The sequence below is a fragment of the Rhodoferax sp. LB1P47 genome (genome assembly GCF_056521445.1).
In genome coordinates this window covers 40,779-58,266 of sequence record NZ_JBWMAU010000001.1, presented here as the reverse complement: position 1 = coordinate 58,266, position 17,488 = coordinate 40,779, and the positions used below count along the sequence as shown (strand labels likewise).

The 17,488-nt window shown below is 61.5% G+C and carries 16 protein-coding genes; 3 read left to right on the top strand and 13 right to left on the bottom strand.

Annotated features, from left to right (window positions below):
- Positions 1-174: 174 nt before the first annotated feature.
- The 8 genes from AC0969_RS00290 to AC0969_RS00255 form a co-directional block, all read right to left on the bottom strand.
- Entirely contained in the window at positions 175-1,608 is a 1,434-nt protein-coding gene (locus tag AC0969_RS00290; protein WP_479622130.1) for an FGGY-family carbohydrate kinase, read from the bottom strand.
- A 1-nt stretch (position 1,609) separates the two neighbouring features.
- On the bottom strand, positions 1,610-1,924 hold the full coding sequence (gene rhaM / locus AC0969_RS00285; RefSeq protein ID WP_479622129.1) for an L-rhamnose mutarotase: 315 nt from the start codon (positions 1,922-1,924) through the stop codon (positions 1,610-1,612).
- 1 nt (position 1,925) lies between these two features.
- Entirely contained in the window at positions 1,926-2,897 is a 972-nt protein-coding gene (locus tag AC0969_RS00280) for an ABC transporter permease (RefSeq protein WP_479622128.1), read from the bottom strand.
- 28 nt (positions 2,898-2,925) lie between these two features.
- Positions 2,926-3,954, bottom strand: coding sequence for an ABC transporter permease (locus AC0969_RS00275; protein ID WP_479622127.1), 1,029 nt, complete (start codon positions 3,952-3,954; stop codon positions 2,926-2,928).
- Between the two features lie 18 nt (positions 3,955-3,972).
- Positions 3,973-5,469, bottom strand: a complete 1,497-nt coding sequence (locus tag AC0969_RS00270; protein ID WP_479622126.1) for a sugar ABC transporter ATP-binding protein — start codon at positions 5,467-5,469, stop codon at positions 3,973-3,975.
- A 191-nt stretch (positions 5,470-5,660) separates the two neighbouring features.
- Positions 5,661-6,653: a rhamnose ABC transporter substrate-binding protein gene (rhaS, locus tag AC0969_RS00265; protein WP_479622125.1), complete on the bottom strand. Its 993-nt coding sequence runs from the start codon at positions 6,651-6,653 to the stop codon at positions 5,661-5,663.
- A 117-nt stretch (positions 6,654-6,770) separates the two neighbouring features.
- Complete coding sequence (gene rhaI, locus AC0969_RS00260) at positions 6,771-8,063, bottom strand: L-rhamnose catabolism isomerase (RefSeq protein ID WP_479622124.1); 1,293 nt, start codon at positions 8,061-8,063, stop codon at positions 6,771-6,773.
- Between the two features lie 53 nt (positions 8,064-8,116).
- Entirely contained in the window at positions 8,117-10,219 is a 2,103-nt protein-coding gene (locus AC0969_RS00255) for a bifunctional rhamnulose-1-phosphate aldolase/short-chain dehydrogenase (protein WP_479622123.1), read from the bottom strand.
- 243 nt (positions 10,220-10,462) lie between these two features.
- Between AC0969_RS00255 and AC0969_RS00250 the strand changes: the two genes are divergently transcribed.
- Complete coding sequence (locus AC0969_RS00250) at positions 10,463-11,386, top strand: LysR family transcriptional regulator (RefSeq protein ID WP_479622122.1); 924 nt, start codon at positions 10,463-10,465, stop codon at positions 11,384-11,386.
- Between the two features lie 856 nt (positions 11,387-12,242).
- On the opposite strand, the gene AC0969_RS00245 is transcribed toward AC0969_RS00250, so the two are convergent.
- Positions 12,243-12,377: a hypothetical protein gene (locus AC0969_RS00245; RefSeq protein ID WP_479622121.1), complete on the bottom strand. Its 135-nt coding sequence runs from the start codon at positions 12,375-12,377 to the stop codon at positions 12,243-12,245.
- Complete coding sequence (locus AC0969_RS00240) at positions 12,362-12,613, bottom strand: helix-turn-helix transcriptional regulator (RefSeq protein ID WP_479622120.1); 252 nt, start codon at positions 12,611-12,613, stop codon at positions 12,362-12,364. The genes AC0969_RS00245 and AC0969_RS00240 overlap by 16 nt, the downstream gene beginning before the upstream one ends.
- Before the next feature lie 254 nt (positions 12,614-12,867).
- Between AC0969_RS00240 and yghU the strand changes: the two genes are divergently transcribed.
- Positions 12,868-13,734, top strand: coding sequence for a glutathione-dependent disulfide-bond oxidoreductase (yghU, locus tag AC0969_RS00235; RefSeq protein ID WP_479622119.1), 867 nt, complete (start codon positions 12,868-12,870; stop codon positions 13,732-13,734).
- Between the two features lie 80 nt (positions 13,735-13,814).
- On the opposite strand, the gene AC0969_RS00230 is transcribed toward yghU, so the two are convergent.
- The 3 genes from AC0969_RS00230 to AC0969_RS00220 form a co-directional block, all read right to left on the bottom strand.
- Complete coding sequence (locus AC0969_RS00230; protein WP_479622118.1) at positions 13,815-15,449, bottom strand: sensor domain-containing protein; 1,635 nt, start codon at positions 15,447-15,449, stop codon at positions 13,815-13,817.
- A gap of 12 nt (positions 15,450-15,461) precedes the next feature.
- Positions 15,462-16,289, bottom strand: coding sequence for an alpha/beta fold hydrolase (locus AC0969_RS00225; RefSeq protein ID WP_479622117.1), 828 nt, complete (start codon positions 16,287-16,289; stop codon positions 15,462-15,464).
- A gap of 201 nt (positions 16,290-16,490) precedes the next feature.
- Positions 16,491-17,234: a tRNA-uridine aminocarboxypropyltransferase gene (locus AC0969_RS00220; protein ID WP_479622116.1), complete on the bottom strand. Its 744-nt coding sequence runs from the start codon at positions 17,232-17,234 to the stop codon at positions 16,491-16,493.
- Positions 17,235-17,258: 24 nt separating this feature from the next.
- Between AC0969_RS00220 and AC0969_RS00215 the strand changes: the two genes are divergently transcribed.
- Positions 17,259-17,483 (top strand): ATP-binding protein, encoded by a 225-nt coding sequence (locus AC0969_RS00215; RefSeq protein ID WP_479622115.1) that lies wholly within the window; start codon positions 17,259-17,261, stop codon positions 17,481-17,483.
- Positions 17,484-17,488: the final 5 nt, after the last annotated feature.

Below are 17,488 nucleotides of genomic sequence, written 5' to 3'. Positions count from 1 at the left end.
CATGATAGTGGCTTGTCTTGACAGGTGGTGTGTGCGGGTATTTTTTAAATGAAATAGGCCGCTAGCGCATGTTCTATATGCGCTAGCAGCTATCAAAAGTACAGTTTTTGGGACTTGCGCAGCGCCCCCTGTGCCGCCCGTTGGGCGAACCGGGAGGCTTGCGTAAGTCCTGGGTTATTGGGCGCTTACCGTAAGGCAACGCTCCAGCCACTCCGCGTGGTACGCCATCAACCCATCCAGCCTGTAAGCAGGCGCAGCCAGCAGGTGCTGGGACGCTGTGGATTGGCTCCAGCGGCCCAGCATCCAGGCACCACGGGCTGTGCCTTCCATGGCGTCGATGCTGGCGTAGCAGGTGTGGCCGGGCAGCAGGGCTTGCAGCAGGCCCAGATACAGGCGGTTGTGCGCCAGCGGGCCTTCTACGACGACCGTGGATTCGGTGGCACCGGGGCGCAGTTGCAGCACCAGCCAGGCGGTGACCTGGGCGCAGTAGATGGCGGCTAGGGCTGAGCGTTCGGCGGGGGTGAGGGTTTGCAGGGCGATGGGTTGGCCTGCGCGCAGTACCTCACCGGTGCGGTGCATAAACGGGCCACCTTGTGGGGCGAAGCTGGGCAGAGCGCTGGTGTGGCTGCGCAGCAGAGATTCGGCATCTTCCAGCGTGCCCAGGTCGGCGGGGGCGCCGTCCAGCAGGGCGGAAAATTCTCGGCCGCCCATGAAGCGGGCAGTGGGCGTGGCCTGGCCACGCACGTTGACGTTGCACAGCATGTCGCGCTGCGCATCCAATGTGGCGGTGGGCGCGTCGGGTGCCATCAGCACGGTCCAGGTGCCGGACGACACCACGGTCAGCTCGGCCGTGCTGGACAGGTAGCGGGCCAGGCAGGCGTTGCTGTCGTGCACGCCCACATGGATTTCGCAGCTAGGCGGCAGGCCCAGTGCCTCGGCCAGGGCAGGGCGCACGCAGCCCAAGACCTGCCAGGCCGGGGCCAGAGGGGCGAACTTGTCGGCCCAGCCCTGGGCTTTGGCCAGGGGCGAAAAATCTTGGCTGTCTGGCGACCAGAGCTGGGTGTGGCAGCCCAAAGACGATACCTCGCTGGCCGCCACGCCGCTGAGCCACCAGGCCCAGTACTGCGGGTAGGGCAGCAGGGTCTGGGTGCGCGCCCATGCTGCTGGGTGCGTGTGTTGCAACCAGTAGAGCTGGCGGGCAGCGTTCAGGCCTACCGGCAGATCGGGCGCATAGGTGGTCTCAAAACCATCGCGCTGGTGCTGGTAGGCGTGGTGCAGGGCGCTGGTCTGGTCTGCATAGGTGTCGCATTCGTAGTCCAGCGGCGGCCAGGCCACATCGTCAGCGGTGATGCCGACAAAGGCTGCGCCGTGGGTGCTGGTGACCACGCGGGCGCAGCGCGGCGTGAGGCTAGATGCCGCCAGCGTGGTGCAGATCCAGTCGGTCAGCCCAGCGATGTCGAGTGCGCTGTAGTCCAGCGGGGCGTGTGCTTGGGCGGTTACGGGTGCGTTCTTGCGGCCATGCTGCTCCAGCACATGACCAAAGTCGTCTACCAGCAGCAGTTTGGCGTGGCTTTTGCCTATGTCGATGACGAGGGTGAGGTCCAGCATTTCAATCCAGGTGAAACATGCAGGGCAACGGTTCCGCCACTGGCGAACCGTCGGCATTGGCCCGCATCAGGTCGGCCATGTAGGCCCACCAGCGCTGCATTACCGGGTGCTGGGGCAGGTTGTGCATGCTGTGGCCGATGGGGCGGCGCAGCACGGCGAACAGCACATGGTGTTCTTCGTCGAGGTAGATGCTGTAGTCGCTGACACCAGCCGACTTCAGTAATTGCACCAGCTCGGGCCAAATCTCGTCGTGGCGCTTTTTATATTTGGCCACACAGCCGGGGTGCAGGAACATGCGGAAGGCGATTTTTTCCATCTCAGGCCTTTGCAGCTGCCAGCCGCCCACGCAGCTTGAACTTGGGCAGCACCATGGACACGATGAGCAGGCAGCCAACGACCATCGACATCACGATGCCGGTCACGTTGGCCATGCCCATCGCAAAGGTGAACAAGCCCAGCAGCAAGACCGCCAGCATGGTGCCCACGATGCTGCCGCGCCCGCCCTCAATCGCCACGCCCCCCAGGATCACCATGGTGATGGCGTCCAGCTCCCAGCCCATCGCGATGTTGGGGCGGGTGCTGCCGATGCGCCCTGTCAACAAAATGGCGGCCAGCGCGGCCATCAGCCCGGCAAACACAAACAGCGCCAGCCGGTACCGGTCGGCCTGGATGCCCGAGAAGCGCGCCGCCACCGGGTTCGCGCCAATGGCGTACAGCCTGCGGCCCAGCACGGTGCGGTGCAGCGTAATACCCACCGCCACGGCGGCCACCAGCAGGATGGCAAATTCAATCGGCAGGGTGAGCCAGCGCACGCCGATCACCTCGCCCACGTAGCTATTGCCCAGGGTGGAAAACACCTCCGGGTAGCCGGAGATAGATTTGTCGCCCAGCGCCACCATGGCCAGGCCCCGGTACAGCGACAGGGTGCCAATGGTGACCACGATGGACGGCAGCTTGTAGTGCGTGACCAGCACGCCGTTGACCGCACCGGCCACGCCGCCGGTGGCAAACGCCGCCAGCACCATGCCCAGCGGCCCAGCCCCGGCCTGCATGGCGTAGCCCATGGCCAGCGAACTCAGCGCCAGGATGGCGGCAATCGACAAATCAATTTCGCCAGTGATGATCAGCAAGGCCAAGGCCAGTGCCAGAATGCCTTTTTCGCTGAAGTTGAAGGTGCTGTCGGCCAGCGCGTCCACCGACATAAAGCCCGGCTGCGCCCAGCCAAAGCCCGCCAGCAGCAGCACCAGCAGGGCCAGCAATACCCGTTCCCATGTGTTCCAGGCCTTCATGCCGTGGCTCCTTTGAAAATGTGAAGACTTACGCCGCGCCCACTGTGCTGCCCGCCGGGCGCACAGTGGGTGCTGCGTAAGTCGTTGTGGAAGTTTCCAGAATCTGGCGGCCCGCACGGCGTTCAGAACGGGCATTCACCGCCACCGAAATCAAGATCACCGCTCCGGCAATCGCCTGCTGCCAGAACGGCGACACCTGGATCACCGGCAGCGCCCCGTTGACCACGCCGATGAACAGCACGCCTAAGCCCGCACCCAGTACCGAGCCCACGCCGCCGCCAATGCTCACCCCGCCAATCACGCAGGCGGCCACCACGGTCAGCTCGAAACCCGCCGCCAACTCGGTGTAGGCGATGGAATAGCGCCCCACCCATAGCAGCCCGGCCAGCCCGGCCAGCATGCCCGACAGGGTGTAGACCATCATCAGCCGCTTGCGGGCCGAGATGCCCACGTAGGCGGCAGCATGTGGGTTGCCGCCCAGGGCGTAGATTTCGCGGCCCTCGCGGCGCAGGTTGAGAAACACGGCGGTCAGCGCCAGCACCACCAGGGCAAACCACACCAGCGCGGGCAAGCCCAGCCAGGTTTCGCGCGGCAGGCCCTTGATGGCGGCATGGATGTCCTGGTCGGACACCCACGCGCCTTTGCTGGCCACAAAAATCGCGCCCCGGTAGGCCGACATCGTGCCCAGCGTGACCACGATGGGCGGCAGGTCAAAGCGGGTGATGAGCCAGCCGTTCACCGCGCCCAGCAACGCCCCCACGGCCAGCGCCACCAGCAGCAGCACCGGCACCGATGCTTCGGGCCAGGCTTTGCCCAGCAGTGCGCAGACCATGCCGGTGAGCGCCAGATTCGAGGCTACCGACAGGTCAATGCCACGCGTCAACAGCACCAGCATCTGGCCCATCACCAATATGGCCAGGATGGCCGAGTCGTTGGCAATATCCAGGCCGTTGCGCCAGGTTAAAAACACCGGGGCGCGTGCGCCCACGGCCAGCGCGATGGCGGCGATGATGGCCAGCAGCAGCCACTCGCGGCGGATGGAAGAGAGGTTTTTCATGGGGATGTTTATCTTGTTCTAGGAAGCATGGGCCAGGCCTGAAGCCGCCGCCACGATGGTCTCGGCCTGGGCCTCTGCGCGGGTAAATTCAGCCACCTGCAAACCCCGGCGCATGACGATGGTGCGGTGCGCCAGGTGCATCACCTCGGGCAGCTCGCTGGACACCAGAATCACCGCCAGGCCTTGCTCCACCATCTCGGCAATCAACTGGTACACGGCCTGTTTGGCCCCCACGTCAATGCCCTTGGTGGGCTCGTCCAGAATCACGATGCGCGGCTCCAGCCCCAGCCATTTGGCGATCACCACCTTTTGTTGGTTGCCGCCCGACAGGCCGGACAGCAAGGTGTCGGGCGATTCGGTCTTGATGCGCAGACGCTCGATCATGCGCTGGCACAGCGCCGACTCGCGCAGCTTCGACAGCCAAATGCCACGTGAAAACCGGCCCAGACCCGCCAGGCTGATGTTGTGCTCCACCGAAAAGTTGAGGATACCGCCCTGGCGCTGGCGCTCTTCGGGCACGTAGGCAATGCCCGCCGCAATGGCATCGCCCGGGCTGCGGACCTGGAGCGCTTGGCCGTTGACCACCAGGCTGCCCGTGGCGGCCGGGTTCAGGCCCATGATGGCCAGCATCGCCTCGCTGCGCCCCGACCCCACCAGGCCGTAAAAGCCCAGAATCTCGCCCCGGCGGAGCGCGAACGACAACTGGCTGAATTCGGTGGGATGCGACAGGTCTTTGACCGCCAGCACCACCTCGCCGGGTGTGGAGGCGATATGCGGGTAAATCTGGTCGATGGCGCGCCCGGCCATCAGCTTGACCAGCGCTTGCTCGGTGGCATCGGCAATCGCGCCGCTGCCCACGGCGGTGCCATCGCGCAGCACCAGGTAGCGGTCGGCTACGGCAAAAATCTCGTCGAATTTGTGGGTGATGAAGATCACGCCCACGCCTTGGTCGCGCAACTTGCGCACGATGCCGTAGAAGTCGCGGATTTCAGCCTGCGACAGGGCGGCGGTGGGTTCGTCCAGAATCACCACGGCGGCCTTTTGCGACAAGGCGCGGGCAATTTCTACCAGATGCCGCTCGGCCAGGCTCAGGTCTTTGACCAGGGTGGTAGCAAAGAACCGCGCACCGATCTGCTCCAGTACGGCCTGGGCCTGCGTGTGCATCGCCGACCAATGGATGAAGGGGCCGCGCATGAGGTGGCGGCCCACGTAGATGTTCTCGGCCACGCTGAGTTCTTCAAACATCACCGTTTCCTGGTGCACCGCCAGGATGCCCGCCGCTTGGGATGCCTGGGCGTTGGCAAAGGTATGGGCCACGCCGCGCAGCGAGATCGTGCCCTCGTCCACCGGGATCACCCCTGTCAACATTTTGACCAGGGTGGATTTGCCCGCCCCGTTCTCGCCTACCAGCGCCAGCACTTCCCCGGCTCGCAGCTCCAGGTCCACCCCGCGCAGCGCATAGGTAGCGCCGTAGCGCTTGTGGACACCGCGCAGGCTCAGCAACGCATCAGTCATATCAAACCCAAATCGCATTAAAAAAGGGGCACCTACCCTGACAGAGATGCCCCTGAAAACTAACTTGCCCTTGCAGACCCCCACCCCAACCCTCCCCCGGAAGGGGAGGGGGTAAGTCAGGGCCCCGCATGGCTCCCTCCCCCCACGGGGGAGGGTTGGGGTGGGGGCGGGCCGCCACCCGCAGCCTGCGTTTAGAAAAACTTCGCGAATTTCTCGACGTTGGTGGCATCGTAAGTAAACGGTTCCGACATCGCCGCTTCACCATTCGCATCCAGCGTCACTGTGCCCACGCGGCCCAGCGACACCTTGTCGCCTGCCTTGCCGGTGACCTTGCCCGAGATGAACTGGCTGGCGGCCATGATGGACGAATAGCCCAGGTCGATGGGGTTCCAGATGGCGAAGGACTTGACCGCGCCGCTCTTCACGTGGCCGGCCATTTCAGACGGTAAACCCAGGCCGGTCACGAAGATGGCACCGACCTTTTTTTCGTCCTGCACCGCCTTGGCGGCAGCGGCCACACCCACGGTGGTGGGGGCGATGATGGCCTTCAGGTTGGGGTAGCTTTTGAACAGGCCTTGGGCTTCGCGGTAGCTTTTGTCGGTCTGGTCGTCACCGTAGACCACGCTGACCAGCTTCAGGCCCTTGTAGGCGGGCTGGGCCAGCACTTTTTTGGCTTCTTCGATCCAGATATTCTGGTTGGTGGCCTGGGCGGTGGCCGACAGCACCGCTATTTCACCCGTAGCGCCAATCGCGTCTGCCGTCATCTTCACCAGTTTCTCGCCGATCAGCGGGTTGCTGGAGGGGTTGAGGTGCATCATGCGGCCGTCTTTGCGCACGCCCGAGTCGAACGAGATGACTTTGATGCCACGGTCCATGGCGCGCTTGAGCACGGGGGCCAGCGCGTCGGGGTCGTTGGCAGAGATGACGATGGCCGCCACTTTTTGGGCGATCAGCGCGTTGACGATTTCGATCTGGCCTTCGGCCGTGGCCTTGGCCGGGCCGGTATAGATGATCTCCACATTCTTGAGTTCTTTGGCCGCCTCTTGCGCGCCTTGGTTGGCGGCGTCAAAGAAGCCGTTGCCCAGACTCTTCACCACCAGGGCGATTTTGTCTGCCGCAAAGGCCGGGCTGGCCAAGGCTGCGCCGAGGGCCACGGTGAGCAGGGTTTTGAGGTGTTTTTGCATGCTTGTCTCCTGGATGTCGTTGTTGGTATCAAAGGTGGCCTTGAAGGCCGGAGTCGCTACCGGTGGCACGGATGCCGCCAGTGTCGATGGAGTGCGCTTTGCCTGTGCAAATGCTGCTTAGACGATGCCGCTGCTGGGGCCGCTGGCGGGGCGAATCGCCGCCATGTCGGCGCGGTAGCCCGACGCACGGTAGGTGGCCACAGGGTCCACCGCACCGCCCGCTTCCATGCGGATTTTTTGCAGCAGCGGGGTCACGTCGGTGTGGAAGGCGGCCTTCAGGGTCTGCGCGGCCATCAGCACATCGTTGCTGTCCTGGTAGGCGGTCAGGGCCACGCGGTCCACCAGCAGCGCCTGGGCGTAGCAGCGTTGCACGGTCACGGCGCTGGTCATCAGGCTCTCGATCGGGTCGGTCACGTTGTGCGACTGGTCGAGCATGTAGGCGGGGTCGAAGCCGGGGGCTTTGCTTTGCGCCGCGTCCACCAGTTCGTTGAACACCAGGAACAGCTGGAAGGGGTTAATTGAGCCGCTGTCCAGATCGTCGTCGCCGTATTTGCTGTCGTTGAAGTGGAAACCGGCCAGCTTTTGCGCATGCACCAGGCGGGCCACGATCATCTCGATATTGGTGTTGGGCGCGTGGTGGCCCAGGTCCACCAGGCAGCGGGCTTTGTCGCCCAGGGTCTGTGCGGCCAGCAGGCTGGAGCCCCAGTCTTGAATGACGGTGGCGTAGAAGGCGGGCTCGAACATCTTGTGCTCTAAAAACATCTGCCAGCCATCGGGCAGCGCGGCGTAAATCTGGCGGTTGCTGTCCAGGTAGCGGTCGAACTGGCGGCGGAAGTGGCTTTGGCCGGGGAAGTTGGCACCGTCGCCAATCCACACCGTCAGCGCCTTGCTGCCGATCTGCTTACCGATTTCGATGCACTCGATGTTGTGCGCCACGGCCTGGGCGCGCACGCCTGCGTCGGCATGGGTCAGGCTGCCGAACTTGTACGACAGCGGCTGGTTCTTTTGGTCCGAGAAGGTGTTGGAGTTGACCGCGTCAAACCCCAGGCCAAAGGACGCGGCGTGCTGGCGCAGTTCTGTGTAGTCGTTGCATTTGTCCCAGGGGAAGTGCGGCGACACGGTGGGCGTGCAGCGCACCAGCTGGTGGATCACGCCGCAGTCTTGCAGCTTGTCGAACACATGGCGCGGCTCGCCTGTGCCAGGGAAGCGGGCGAAGCGTGTGCCGCCCGTGCCTACGCCCCAGCTGGGCACGGCCACGGCGAACTTCGCCACCTCGGCTTTCAGGGTGTCTATGTCTACGCCCCGGCGGGCCAGTTGCTCGCCCAGGTTTTCATAGTCTAAATGCACTCTAGCGCTTGATGAGTCTGCGTGGGAAGCTATTAATTCAGGAGTAATTTTGGTTGTGGTCATGCTTGTCTCTTTATTTTGTTGAACCGTCGAATTAACGCGCAATCATCGTGCATTCATCGGGGGAAGGCCGCCAGATTGCCCGCATCCACGTTGATGATGTTGCCGGTCGATTTAGCCGCCAGATCGCTGGCCAGGAAGTAGGTGGCTTCGGCAATGTCCTCGGGGAACACGCTGCGTTTGAGCATGGAGCGGTCGCGGTAGAAGGCTTCCAGCTCTTCCTCGCTGATCTTGTTGGCGGCGGCGCGCTCCTGGCTCCAGGCGCCCGTCCAGATCTTGCTGCCGCGAATCACCGCGTCGGGGTTGACCACGTTGGAGCGAATGCCCAGCGGTGCGCCCTCCAATGCAAAGCTGCGCGAGAGTTGGATCTCGGCCGCCTTGGCTGCACAGTAGGCGCTGGCCTGGGCGCTGGCCACCATGCCGTTTTTGCTGGCGATATAGACCATCGCGCCGCCGATGGCCTGGGCCTTCATCAAGCGAAAAGCTTCGCGGCCCACCAGGAAGTAGCCGGTGGCCAGGATGTTTTGGTTGCGCATCCACAGCGCCAAGCTGGTGTCTTCGATCGGCGCGGCAGACGCGATACCGGCGTTGGACACCAGAATGTCCACCCCGCCAAACTCCAGCGTGGCCTGCACGTAGGCGGCGATCACCGAGTCCTCAGAGGTCACGTCGCAGACCATGCTGCGCACCACATCTTTGCCGAAGCGCTTGGCCAGCGCGGCGCGGGTGGCCTCTAGCCCTTCCACGTCGATGTCCAGCAGCGCCACGCAGGCCCCCTCGGTCAAAAAGCGCTCGACGATGGCGCGGCCAATGCCGCCTGCGCCGCCGGTCACCAGCGCTACCTTGCCCACCAGCGGTTTGGCCCGGGGCATGCGTTGCAGCTTGGCTTCTTCGAGCAGCCAGTATTCGATGTCGAACGCCTCTTGCTCGGGTAGGCCCACATAGGTGTCGATGGCGTTGGCGTCGCGCATCACGTTGATGGCGTTGACGTAGAACTCACCGGCAATCCGTGCCGTGGCCTTGTCCTTGGCGATGGACACCATGCCGATGCCGGGCAACAAAATGATGACCGGATTCGCATCGCGCAGGGCCGGGCTGTCGGGGCGCTTGCAGCGGTCGTAGTAGGCGGCGTAGTCGGCGCTGTAAGCGACCAATTTTTCTTCCAGCGCGGTGGCTAGGGCGGCACCTTCCAATTGGTAGACGGCGGCTTCCAGAATCAGCGGGCGGATTTTGGTGCGCAAAAAGTGGTCGGGGCAGGACGTGCCCATCGCCGCCAGCGGGGCCAGTTGCAGGCTGTTCACAAATTCCATCACCGCAGGCTGGCGGTCTACATGCAGCAGCTTGTGGCCGCTTTGGGAGGCCAGGCCGCGCAGCACCGGCAGCACGCGGGCCAGGGTGGCATCTTGCTCAGGCGTGGTCAGCGACTCTTGCGCCACACCGCCAAAGGCCACGGCCTTGCGTGCCACGCTTTCGCGGCCCAGCCAGTTTTGCGCATGGGCGATCACGCCCACGGTGTTCTCATAGCAGCTCTTGGCCGTGTCGCCCCAGGTGAACAGGCCGTGGCCCGCGAGAACCAAGCCGCGCTGGTCGGGATGCGCGGCTTGGTAGCGTTGCAGCATCAGGCCCAGCTCAAAGCCGGGTTTGCGCCAGGGCAGCCAGCCCACGGTGCCTTCAAAAATTTGGGCGGTCAGCGCTTCGCTGTTCGCCATTGCAGCAATGGCGATCACCGCGTCGGGGTGCATGTGGTCCACATGGGCGAAGGGCAGGTAGGCGTGCAGGGGCGTGTCGATGCTGGCGGCGCGCGGGTTCAAATTGAAGGTGCAGTGCGGCAGATAGGCCACCATTTCGTCTTCAAACTGCGGGCCACGGTACAGGCCTTGCAGCGCGTTCAGCTTGTCCATGTACAGGGTGCTGAAGCCGTCTAGCTGCATAGATCCCACGTCGCCGCCCGAGCCCTTGACCCACAGCACGGTGGCGTCTTGCCCGGTCAGCAGGTCTTTTTGCACCAGCTTGGCAGAGGTGTTGCCGCCGCCGTAGTTGGTGATGCGCAGGTCGGAACCCAGTAGGTTCGAGCGGTACAGCAGCAGGCCGGGGGCATCCAGCGTGGCGGCTTGGGCATCGTTCCAGACGGGGAAGGGGGCAATGGTGGTGTTAGGCATGGGGGGTGAAAGGGTTGGCAATGGCGCAAGTCTAGAAACCGGCGTACATATCCGCAACCCATGCTTATTGATGATTTGGCAAAGTTTTTCTTATACTTTGGGGGTGCAACGGTATGGAGTTGTTCTACCTGCCTGTTGGGTCGGAAATGCTGCGGTGCAGCTAAGGGAAACTCCCCGCAAACCCGGTGCGGCCACGCTGATTTATCCACCCGTTGAAAGCCCGCGTTGCGGGTCAAACCCTGCATGAAAAACACCACCCTGCGCCAGCTGCGCATCTTTGAGGCCGTGGCCACCACCCTGAGTTACTCGCGGGCCGCTGAGCAACTGCACCTGACGCAGCCAGCGGTGTCCATGCAGATCAGCCAGTTGCAAGAAGACGTGGGCCAGCCGCTGTTCATCAAAACCGGCAAACGCCTGGTGCTGAGCCCGCCCGGCGAAGCCCTGCTGCGCCACACCCGCCGCATCCTCGACCAGGTGCGCATTGCAGACGAGGCGATGGCCGCCAGCCGCAGCGGCGAGGGTGGGCTGCTGCACCTGGGCGTGGTGCCCACGGCGCACTACTTTGCGCCCGCGCTGCTGATGGCCTTTAAAGCGCGCTACCCCGGCATCCGCTTCAAGCTCACGGTGGAGCGGCGCGAGAAGATTCTGGCCATGCTGCAAGAGCACCAGCTGGACGTGACCATCGGTGGCTACCCGCCCAGCGAGGCCGACGTAGAAGCCGAAACCTTCGCCCGCAACCCCCACTGCATCGTCGCCCCGCCGAACCACCCCCTGGCCGCCAAACGCAAGCTCACCTGGGCGGATCTGCGCAACGAGGACTTCATCTTCCGCGAGCCCGGCTCGGCCACCCGCCAGTTTCTGGAGCACCTGCTGCAATCCCAGTCGTTGCAGGTAAATGTGTCGATGGAGCTGTCCGGCAACGAGACCGTCAAGCAGGCCGTGATGGTCGGCATGGGCATCAGCTTTTTATCCGCCCACGTGTTCCAGGTCGAGCTGGCCGCCGGCATGCTGGCCGTGCTGGATTTGCAGGACATGCCGAAGATGCTGGACTGGTGCCTGCTACACCGAAGGGATGCCGTGCCGTCGGATTTGGGGGCGGCGTTTCGGGACTTTGTGCTGGGCGATGGGGCGGGGTTTGCGGAGTGCCGGTATAGCGCCCGGGCATGAAATCGTATTTTTAGACCATTTTTTAAGTATTAAATAAGCCTCTAGCGCACATTTAATATGCGCAAGTAGCTATGTTTTTTATATTCAAAAAGCATAGCGAATGCGCCAGCCGCCACGGCCGGTAGCCCAGTGGGGTCAGATCACGATTGCGCGCTGAAAAGTTTGTTTTTGAACGCAAGCAACCCGCATTCGTGCTCTGACCCCTCTGGGCGGTTAAGCACCCCATAGACGTGCTCGGCGCTTGAGGTATTGCGGGGCGGCATGGGAAGCGCGGCTGCCGGATTGCAGTGCGTCGCATAAAACCGCCCAGCGGGGTCAGAGCACAAATGCGGGCCATCGCCCCTCACGCATTGCCCCATCCAGCGCGCAATTGTGATCTGACCCCACTCGGCTAGATCCGTGGAATCTGTGAAGCGAATCGGCCTCTGGCGCAGGTAGAGTCTGCACATGCAGCTATGATTTTTATATTCAAAAAGAATAGCGAATGCGCCAGCCGCCACGGCCGGTAGCCCAGTGGGGTCAGATCACGATTGCGCGCTGAAAAATTTGTTTTTGAACGCAAGCAACCCGCATTCGTGCTCTGACCCCTCTGGGTGGTTAAGCACCCCATAGACGTGCTCGGCGTTTGAGGTATTGCGGGGCGACATGGGAAGAGCGGCTGTCGGTGTGCGGTGCGGCAAGTAGAACCGCCCAGCGGGGTCAGAGCACAAATGCGGGCCATCGCCCCTCACGCATTGCCCCATCTAACGCGCAATTGTGATCCGACCCCACAGGGCTAGATCCGTGAAGTCTGTAAAGAGAAATCGCTCTCTGGTGCAGGTGGAGCGTGCGTTAGCAGCTATTTAATACATAGCGTTCAGCGCAAAAACCCTAGGCTAAAAACCTGGCGGCGCAACTTGTCGCCCAGTGCCTGGTAGGCCATTTCAAACGGCCTAAGGTTCACCGGGGCGGTGTCGCCGCTGGCGTTGTGGGCTTTCAGGGCGTTGCGCACTTGGTATGCACCTTCCGATGCAGAAGGCAGCCCATCCACCACCAAGTTACCCCCAACGCGTGCAGCACCCGCAAAATATGCTCCAGCCGCAGCGTGGGTTTGCCCGCTTCCATTTCCACCACAATCCGCACGCCCACACCGGAAACAAGTGCCAGTTGGGGCTGGGTCAGACCGAGTTGTTTGCGGGCTGCACAGGTGGCAATGCCGAGGGCGGCGGGGGATGGGATGGCGGTCACGGTAATTTCCTGTTCGGGAAATTATGTGGAATAAAGGTGGAAGAGCAAACAAATGCCCCGTTCGGGAAATTAATGAAGCAATGGGCTACTTGTTGGTAAAAATATCTTGTACGGGAAATTTATCGAAAGTACACCTAGCCAAACAGGTGTATCTACCACTTTCCACCAAACCCCTAAATCCCACAGGTCATCGCACCGCCGCTAACCTGCCACCCATTCCGACATAACCACTTACCCATTCCAAGGAACCCCACATGACCGACACCACCACCTACACGCCCCCCAAAGTCTGGACCTGGGACCAGGAAAACGGCGGGCAATTTGCCAACATCAACCGCCCCATCTCCGGCCCCACGCACGACAAGGTGCTGCCGGTGGGCGAGCACCCGTTGCAGCTGTATTCGCTGGCCACGCCCAACGGCATCAAGGTCACGATCCTGCTGGAGGAGCTGCTGGCGCTGGGGCACAGCGGGGCTGAATACGATGCCTGGCTGATCCGCATCAACGAAGGCCACCAGTTTGGCAGCGGCTTTGTGGAGGTGAACCCGAATTCCAAGATTCCGGCCTTGATGGACCGCAGTGGGGCCGAGCCGGTGCGGGTGTTTGAGTCGGGGGCGATCTTGCAGCACCTGGCGGAGAAGTTTGGCGCGTTTTTACCCGCCAACGGCGCAGCACGGGCCGAGTGCCTGTCGTGGCTGTTTTGGCAGATGGGCAGTGCGCCGTTTTTGGGCGGCGGCTTTGGCCACTTTTACGCCTACGCACCGGCCAAGTTGGAATACCCGATCAACCGCTACGCGATGGAGGTGAAGCGCCAGCTGGATGTGCTGGACCGCCGCTTGGCCGAGCACACCTATCTGGCCGGGGTCGACTACACCATCGCCGACATGGCGGTGTGGCCCTGGTACGGCGCGCTGGTGCTGGGGCAGCTGTACGACGCGGCCGAGTTCTTGGCTGTGCACGAATACACCCATGTGCTGCGCTGGGCCAAGCAGATTGCCGCACGTCCGGCGGTGCAGCGCGGGCGCATGGTCAACCGCGCCTGGGGCGAGCCTTCAGAGCAATTGCATGAGCGCCATGCGGCCAGCGATTTCGACACCCATACCCAGGACAAGCTGGCCTAGGTGCCAAAGCGGACGCGCGCTACAGGGGGGCAGATTGCACGCACCACAACTTTCCCCCAAAGCGCCGAGTGTTGGAGTGGTCAGGCCGAGAAACGGTACGAATTTTTTCCTGATACTTTGGCCGCGTACATGGCGTTGTCGGCCTTTTTGATCAGGGAATCTGGCGACGTGCCATCCGCCGGGAAGAACGCAATACCGATAGACGTTCCAACATGCACGGTTTTTTCTTCTAAGTTGATCGGCGCATTCACCACGGAGATAAGGCGCTCGGCCAGCAGGGACACGCTATCTCGGCTCGTGGGGTTGTCGAGCAAGATGACAAATTCATCGCCCCCAAGGCGGGCCACGGTGTCTGACACCCGGAATATGCCCAATAGGCGCGTTGAAACGGTCTTGAGAACCTCGTCACCCACCGTATGGCCCCAGGTGTCATTCACCAATTTGAAGCCATCCAAGTCGATAAACATCAAGGCAATATGACGCGGCTCGCGCAGCGACAAGCCGATCAATTGGTTGAAGCGTTCCATCAGGAGTGATCGATTGGGAAGCCCGGTCAGGTTGTCATGTAGAGCCATTTTCTGCATCAACTGCTCTTTGTCCCACTGGTCGGTGATGTCATCGCACACGCCGACATAGCGAATGATCTCGCCTTGGTCGTTGCATATGGCCGCGATTGAAAGCCGTTCCAGGAACACCGAGCCGTTCTTTCGTTGGCTCCAAACCTCACCTTTCCAGAGTTTGTGCGTGCGCAGCTCTTGGTACATATTGCAGAAGAATGCCGCGTCATGTCGGTCTGATCGCAGGAGTCGGGCGTTCTTTCCTATAAATTCCTCCGGTGCGTAGCCGGTGAGTTTTGTGAATGCAGGGTTCACAGACACGATATTGGCATCGACATCCGTGACCATGATGCCTTCCATTGTTGCGTCAAACACACTGGCAGACAGGCGGATAGCGGTGTCTGCATCTCTCAGAATGGTGATGTTGGTGACGAGCGCAAAAACCCCTTTGACCGTGCCATAGGTGTCTACGTCGGGAAGATAGTGGGTGAGCACGTAGCGCACGCCGCCATCGGCTTTGGGTATGGCCCGTTCAAACTCCTGCTCTTCGCCCGCCAAGGCTTTTTGAACAAAGGGAAAGTTCAGGGAAAACAGCTTTTCACCCAAGATGCTCGACATCGACTCGCCCAGAATTTCGTGGGGCTTTCTGCCAAACCAGTCCATGCAGGCTTGGTTGGCAAATTGACACAGCATCTGCTGGTCCCAGTAGGCGATCATGCTGGGCAAACCATCGGTAATCGTGCGTATGAACCGTGTGCTTTTAACAAGCTCGGCGGATACGGCTTCTGCTCTTTGTTTGGCGATCAACAGCTCTTGCTCATAGAGACTGCGCTCCACCGTGACAAAGAGAACCCACACATAGCTGTCAATACCGTTGTACGTGGTTTGCTTGCAGTTGACGAACACCGGCATCCGCTTGTCGATGCCGAGGATTTGCAAACGAATTTCGCGGACATGGCTTTCACGCATCAACATCGGCCAGATGTGTGTTTGAAGGAAAATCCGGCTTGCTATGGGAAATAGGCCATCCATTGGTTTCCCGATCCAGGTGTCTGCGATTCCACCTACAAGCTCAAGCAAGCTTTCGTTGATGGATTGAACCAATCCCGTGCTGTCCGTGACAAGAACTGGGCAAGGTAGCTGATCAAAATTTTGCACAGTGGCTAGGTGCTAACCCACTCCACCCACAAATTCCTGTATAGCAGAAACGACCAAGGATGGATGGCTCATGTGCGCACAGTGGCCGTGTACATCCAATACTTTCAGGGTGCTACCCGCTAATTGTGCGTGCAGATATTCACCGACATTGGTGGGTGCCAAGGTGTCATTTTGGTGTTGAAGAATCAGGCAAGGTCTGGAAACTTTAGCCAGATCAGTCCGGTTGTCTGAGAAAAATGTGGTCCGGGCGAAAATTTTTGCTGCCGTTGGGTCGGTTGAGCAAAAACTGTTTGAGAGTGCTGCGGTAACAACACTTACTTCACCCTGCGCCGATACGACCGGTGCCAGGTAATTGGCCCAGCCAATGTAGTTTTGGTCCATCAGGTCCAGCAAGCCTTCAAGGTCCTCTGACTCAAAGCCGCCTACATAGTCAGGTGGATGGTTGATGAAGCACGGATTTGACCCCAGCAGCACCAACTTCTCAAACAGCTCGGGGCGCGCTATCGAGGCAAGTAGTCCGACGCTACAGCTCACCGAATGGCCAATAAAAGTGACCCCACTTTTTAAACCAAGGCTGTCACAAATATCCAGTACGTCCTGTGCATAGCCATTCAGGCTGGCGTATTTTTCCGGATCAAAAGCCGCGATGTCCGATTTGCCGCTGCCCACATAGTCGAATAAAACTTGTGTGTGGGTGGCGGTGAAGGCGGGCGTCACACCATCCCACATGGTCTGATTGCAGCCAAAGCCATGGGCATATAGAAGTACCGGGCCTGCAGCACCCATCACTTTGACATTGTTTCGGGTTATGGCCTTGGAGAGCGGATCTTGGGTAAGCATGGGCAGTTCCAGTGAAGGCTGTTGTCAATTTTTGAGGTCAGAAATCAGAAATTATTGTCGTTGATCGCCGGGGCATATTTACCCCTCTGTTTTCCTATCCTATAAAGACGAATTTACCGCGATATGGCCGCAGCCATGCTCTTTTATAGTGGAATCAAGCCCCGGTAAAGCATTGCACACATGGTGTAGGGTTGGTTTGGCTCACTCCGATGCCAGCGCGCGCAAGCGCAGGTGAACCTCATCCTCCAGATTCGGCAGCACCGACATCTTTGCATCCATGTAATGGCTGGTGAACACGTCCAGGTAGGCATCCAGCGTCTCAGCCGCGTGTTCTTCGCCGGCCAGGGCCAGGCAGCGGGCGGCGACCTCCGATGTGCACAGGTGGTCGGTGCGGGTGCTGCGGCGCAAGCGGTAGCGCGAAAGCTGCTCGGGCTGCAGGCTCAGCACCGGCAGGTGGTCCAAGTACGGGCTTTTGCGGAACATCTTGCGGGCTTCGGGCCAGGTGGCATCCAGCAGCACAAACAGCGGGCGTTTGCCGGGCACCACGGGCACCTCGGTCACCACACGCTCGGCGGGCAGGGTTTCGCCGGGAAACACCAGATAGGGCGTCCACTGCGGGTCGGCCAGCAGGGCGACCAGGGCCGGGTCTACCTCGGTGCGGGTCCAGCCGAAGGCTGCGGTGTCTTGCACCACGTCGGCGATCAGCCAGCCGGTGTTGCTGGGTTTGAGGGGTTCGATGTCGCACATGACCAGGCACATGCCCGCCTGCGTGGGCACATCGGGGCGCAGGTGGCACAGGCAGTGGCTAAACAGCACCCGGCAGCCGGGGCAGCGCGGGGCGCGGGCTCCCCGGGCGATGAAGGGTTTGGCGCTGCGCGCTAACCGCTGGTCGCGTAGCCGGGAGACTGCGTGTGGAAGTGCGTGTTGAGGAGGGTGTCGTTGCATAGAGGGGGCGATTCTGCACTGCCTATGATGTTGGTCATGCCGTCCCCGCGCCCCGTCCCCAAACCCGTGATCGACACCGCCCGCTGCACCGGCTGCGGCTGGTGTGTGCCCACCTGCCACCTGCATTTGCTGTCGCTGGAGCCGCAGGGTTGGAAGAAGTTTTCGGTGTTGAGCGACATCGATGCCTGCACCGGTTGCCGCAAATGCGCCGTGCGCTGCCCGTTTGATGCCATCAGCATGGTGGGCTGAAGGGG

Coding starts and splice junctions, on each gene's coding strand:
- AC0969_RS00290 (WP_479622130.1), bottom strand. CDS start 1,608: ATGCTGGACCTCACCCTCGTCATCGACATAGGCAAAAGCCACGCCAAA.
- rhaM (WP_479622129.1), bottom strand. CDS start 1,924: ATGGAAAAAATCGCCTTCCGCATGTTCCTGCACCCCGGCTGTGTGGCC.
- AC0969_RS00280 (WP_479622128.1), bottom strand. CDS start 2,897: ATGAAGGCCTGGAACACATGGGAACGGGTATTGCTGGCCCTGCTGGTG.
- AC0969_RS00275 (WP_479622127.1), bottom strand. CDS start 3,954: ATGAAAAACCTCTCTTCCATCCGCCGCGAGTGGCTGCTGCTGGCCATC.
- AC0969_RS00270 (WP_479622126.1), bottom strand. CDS start 5,469: ATGACTGATGCGTTGCTGAGCCTGCGCGGTGTCCACAAGCGCTACGGC.
- rhaS (WP_479622125.1), bottom strand. CDS start 6,653: ATGCAAAAACACCTCAAAACCCTGCTCACCGTGGCCCTCGGCGCAGCC.
- rhaI (WP_479622124.1), bottom strand. CDS start 8,063: ATGACCACAACCAAAATTACTCCTGAATTAATAGCTTCCCACGCAGAC.
- AC0969_RS00255 (WP_479622123.1), bottom strand. CDS start 10,219: ATGCCTAACACCACCATTGCCCCCTTCCCCGTCTGGAACGATGCCCAA.
- AC0969_RS00250 (WP_479622122.1), top strand. CDS start 10,463: ATGAAAAACACCACCCTGCGCCAGCTGCGCATCTTTGAGGCCGTGGCC.
- yghU (WP_479622119.1), top strand. CDS start 12,868: ATGACCGACACCACCACCTACACGCCCCCCAAAGTCTGGACCTGGGAC.
- AC0969_RS00225 (WP_479622117.1), bottom strand. CDS start 16,289: ATGCTTACCCAAGATCCGCTCTCCAAGGCCATAACCCGAAACAATGTC.
- AC0969_RS00220 (WP_479622116.1), bottom strand. CDS start 17,234: ATGCAACGACACCCTCCTCAACACGCACTTCCACACGCAGTCTCCCGG.
- AC0969_RS00215 (WP_479622115.1), top strand. CDS start 17,259: ATGATGTTGGTCATGCCGTCCCCGCGCCCCGTCCCCAAACCCGTGATC.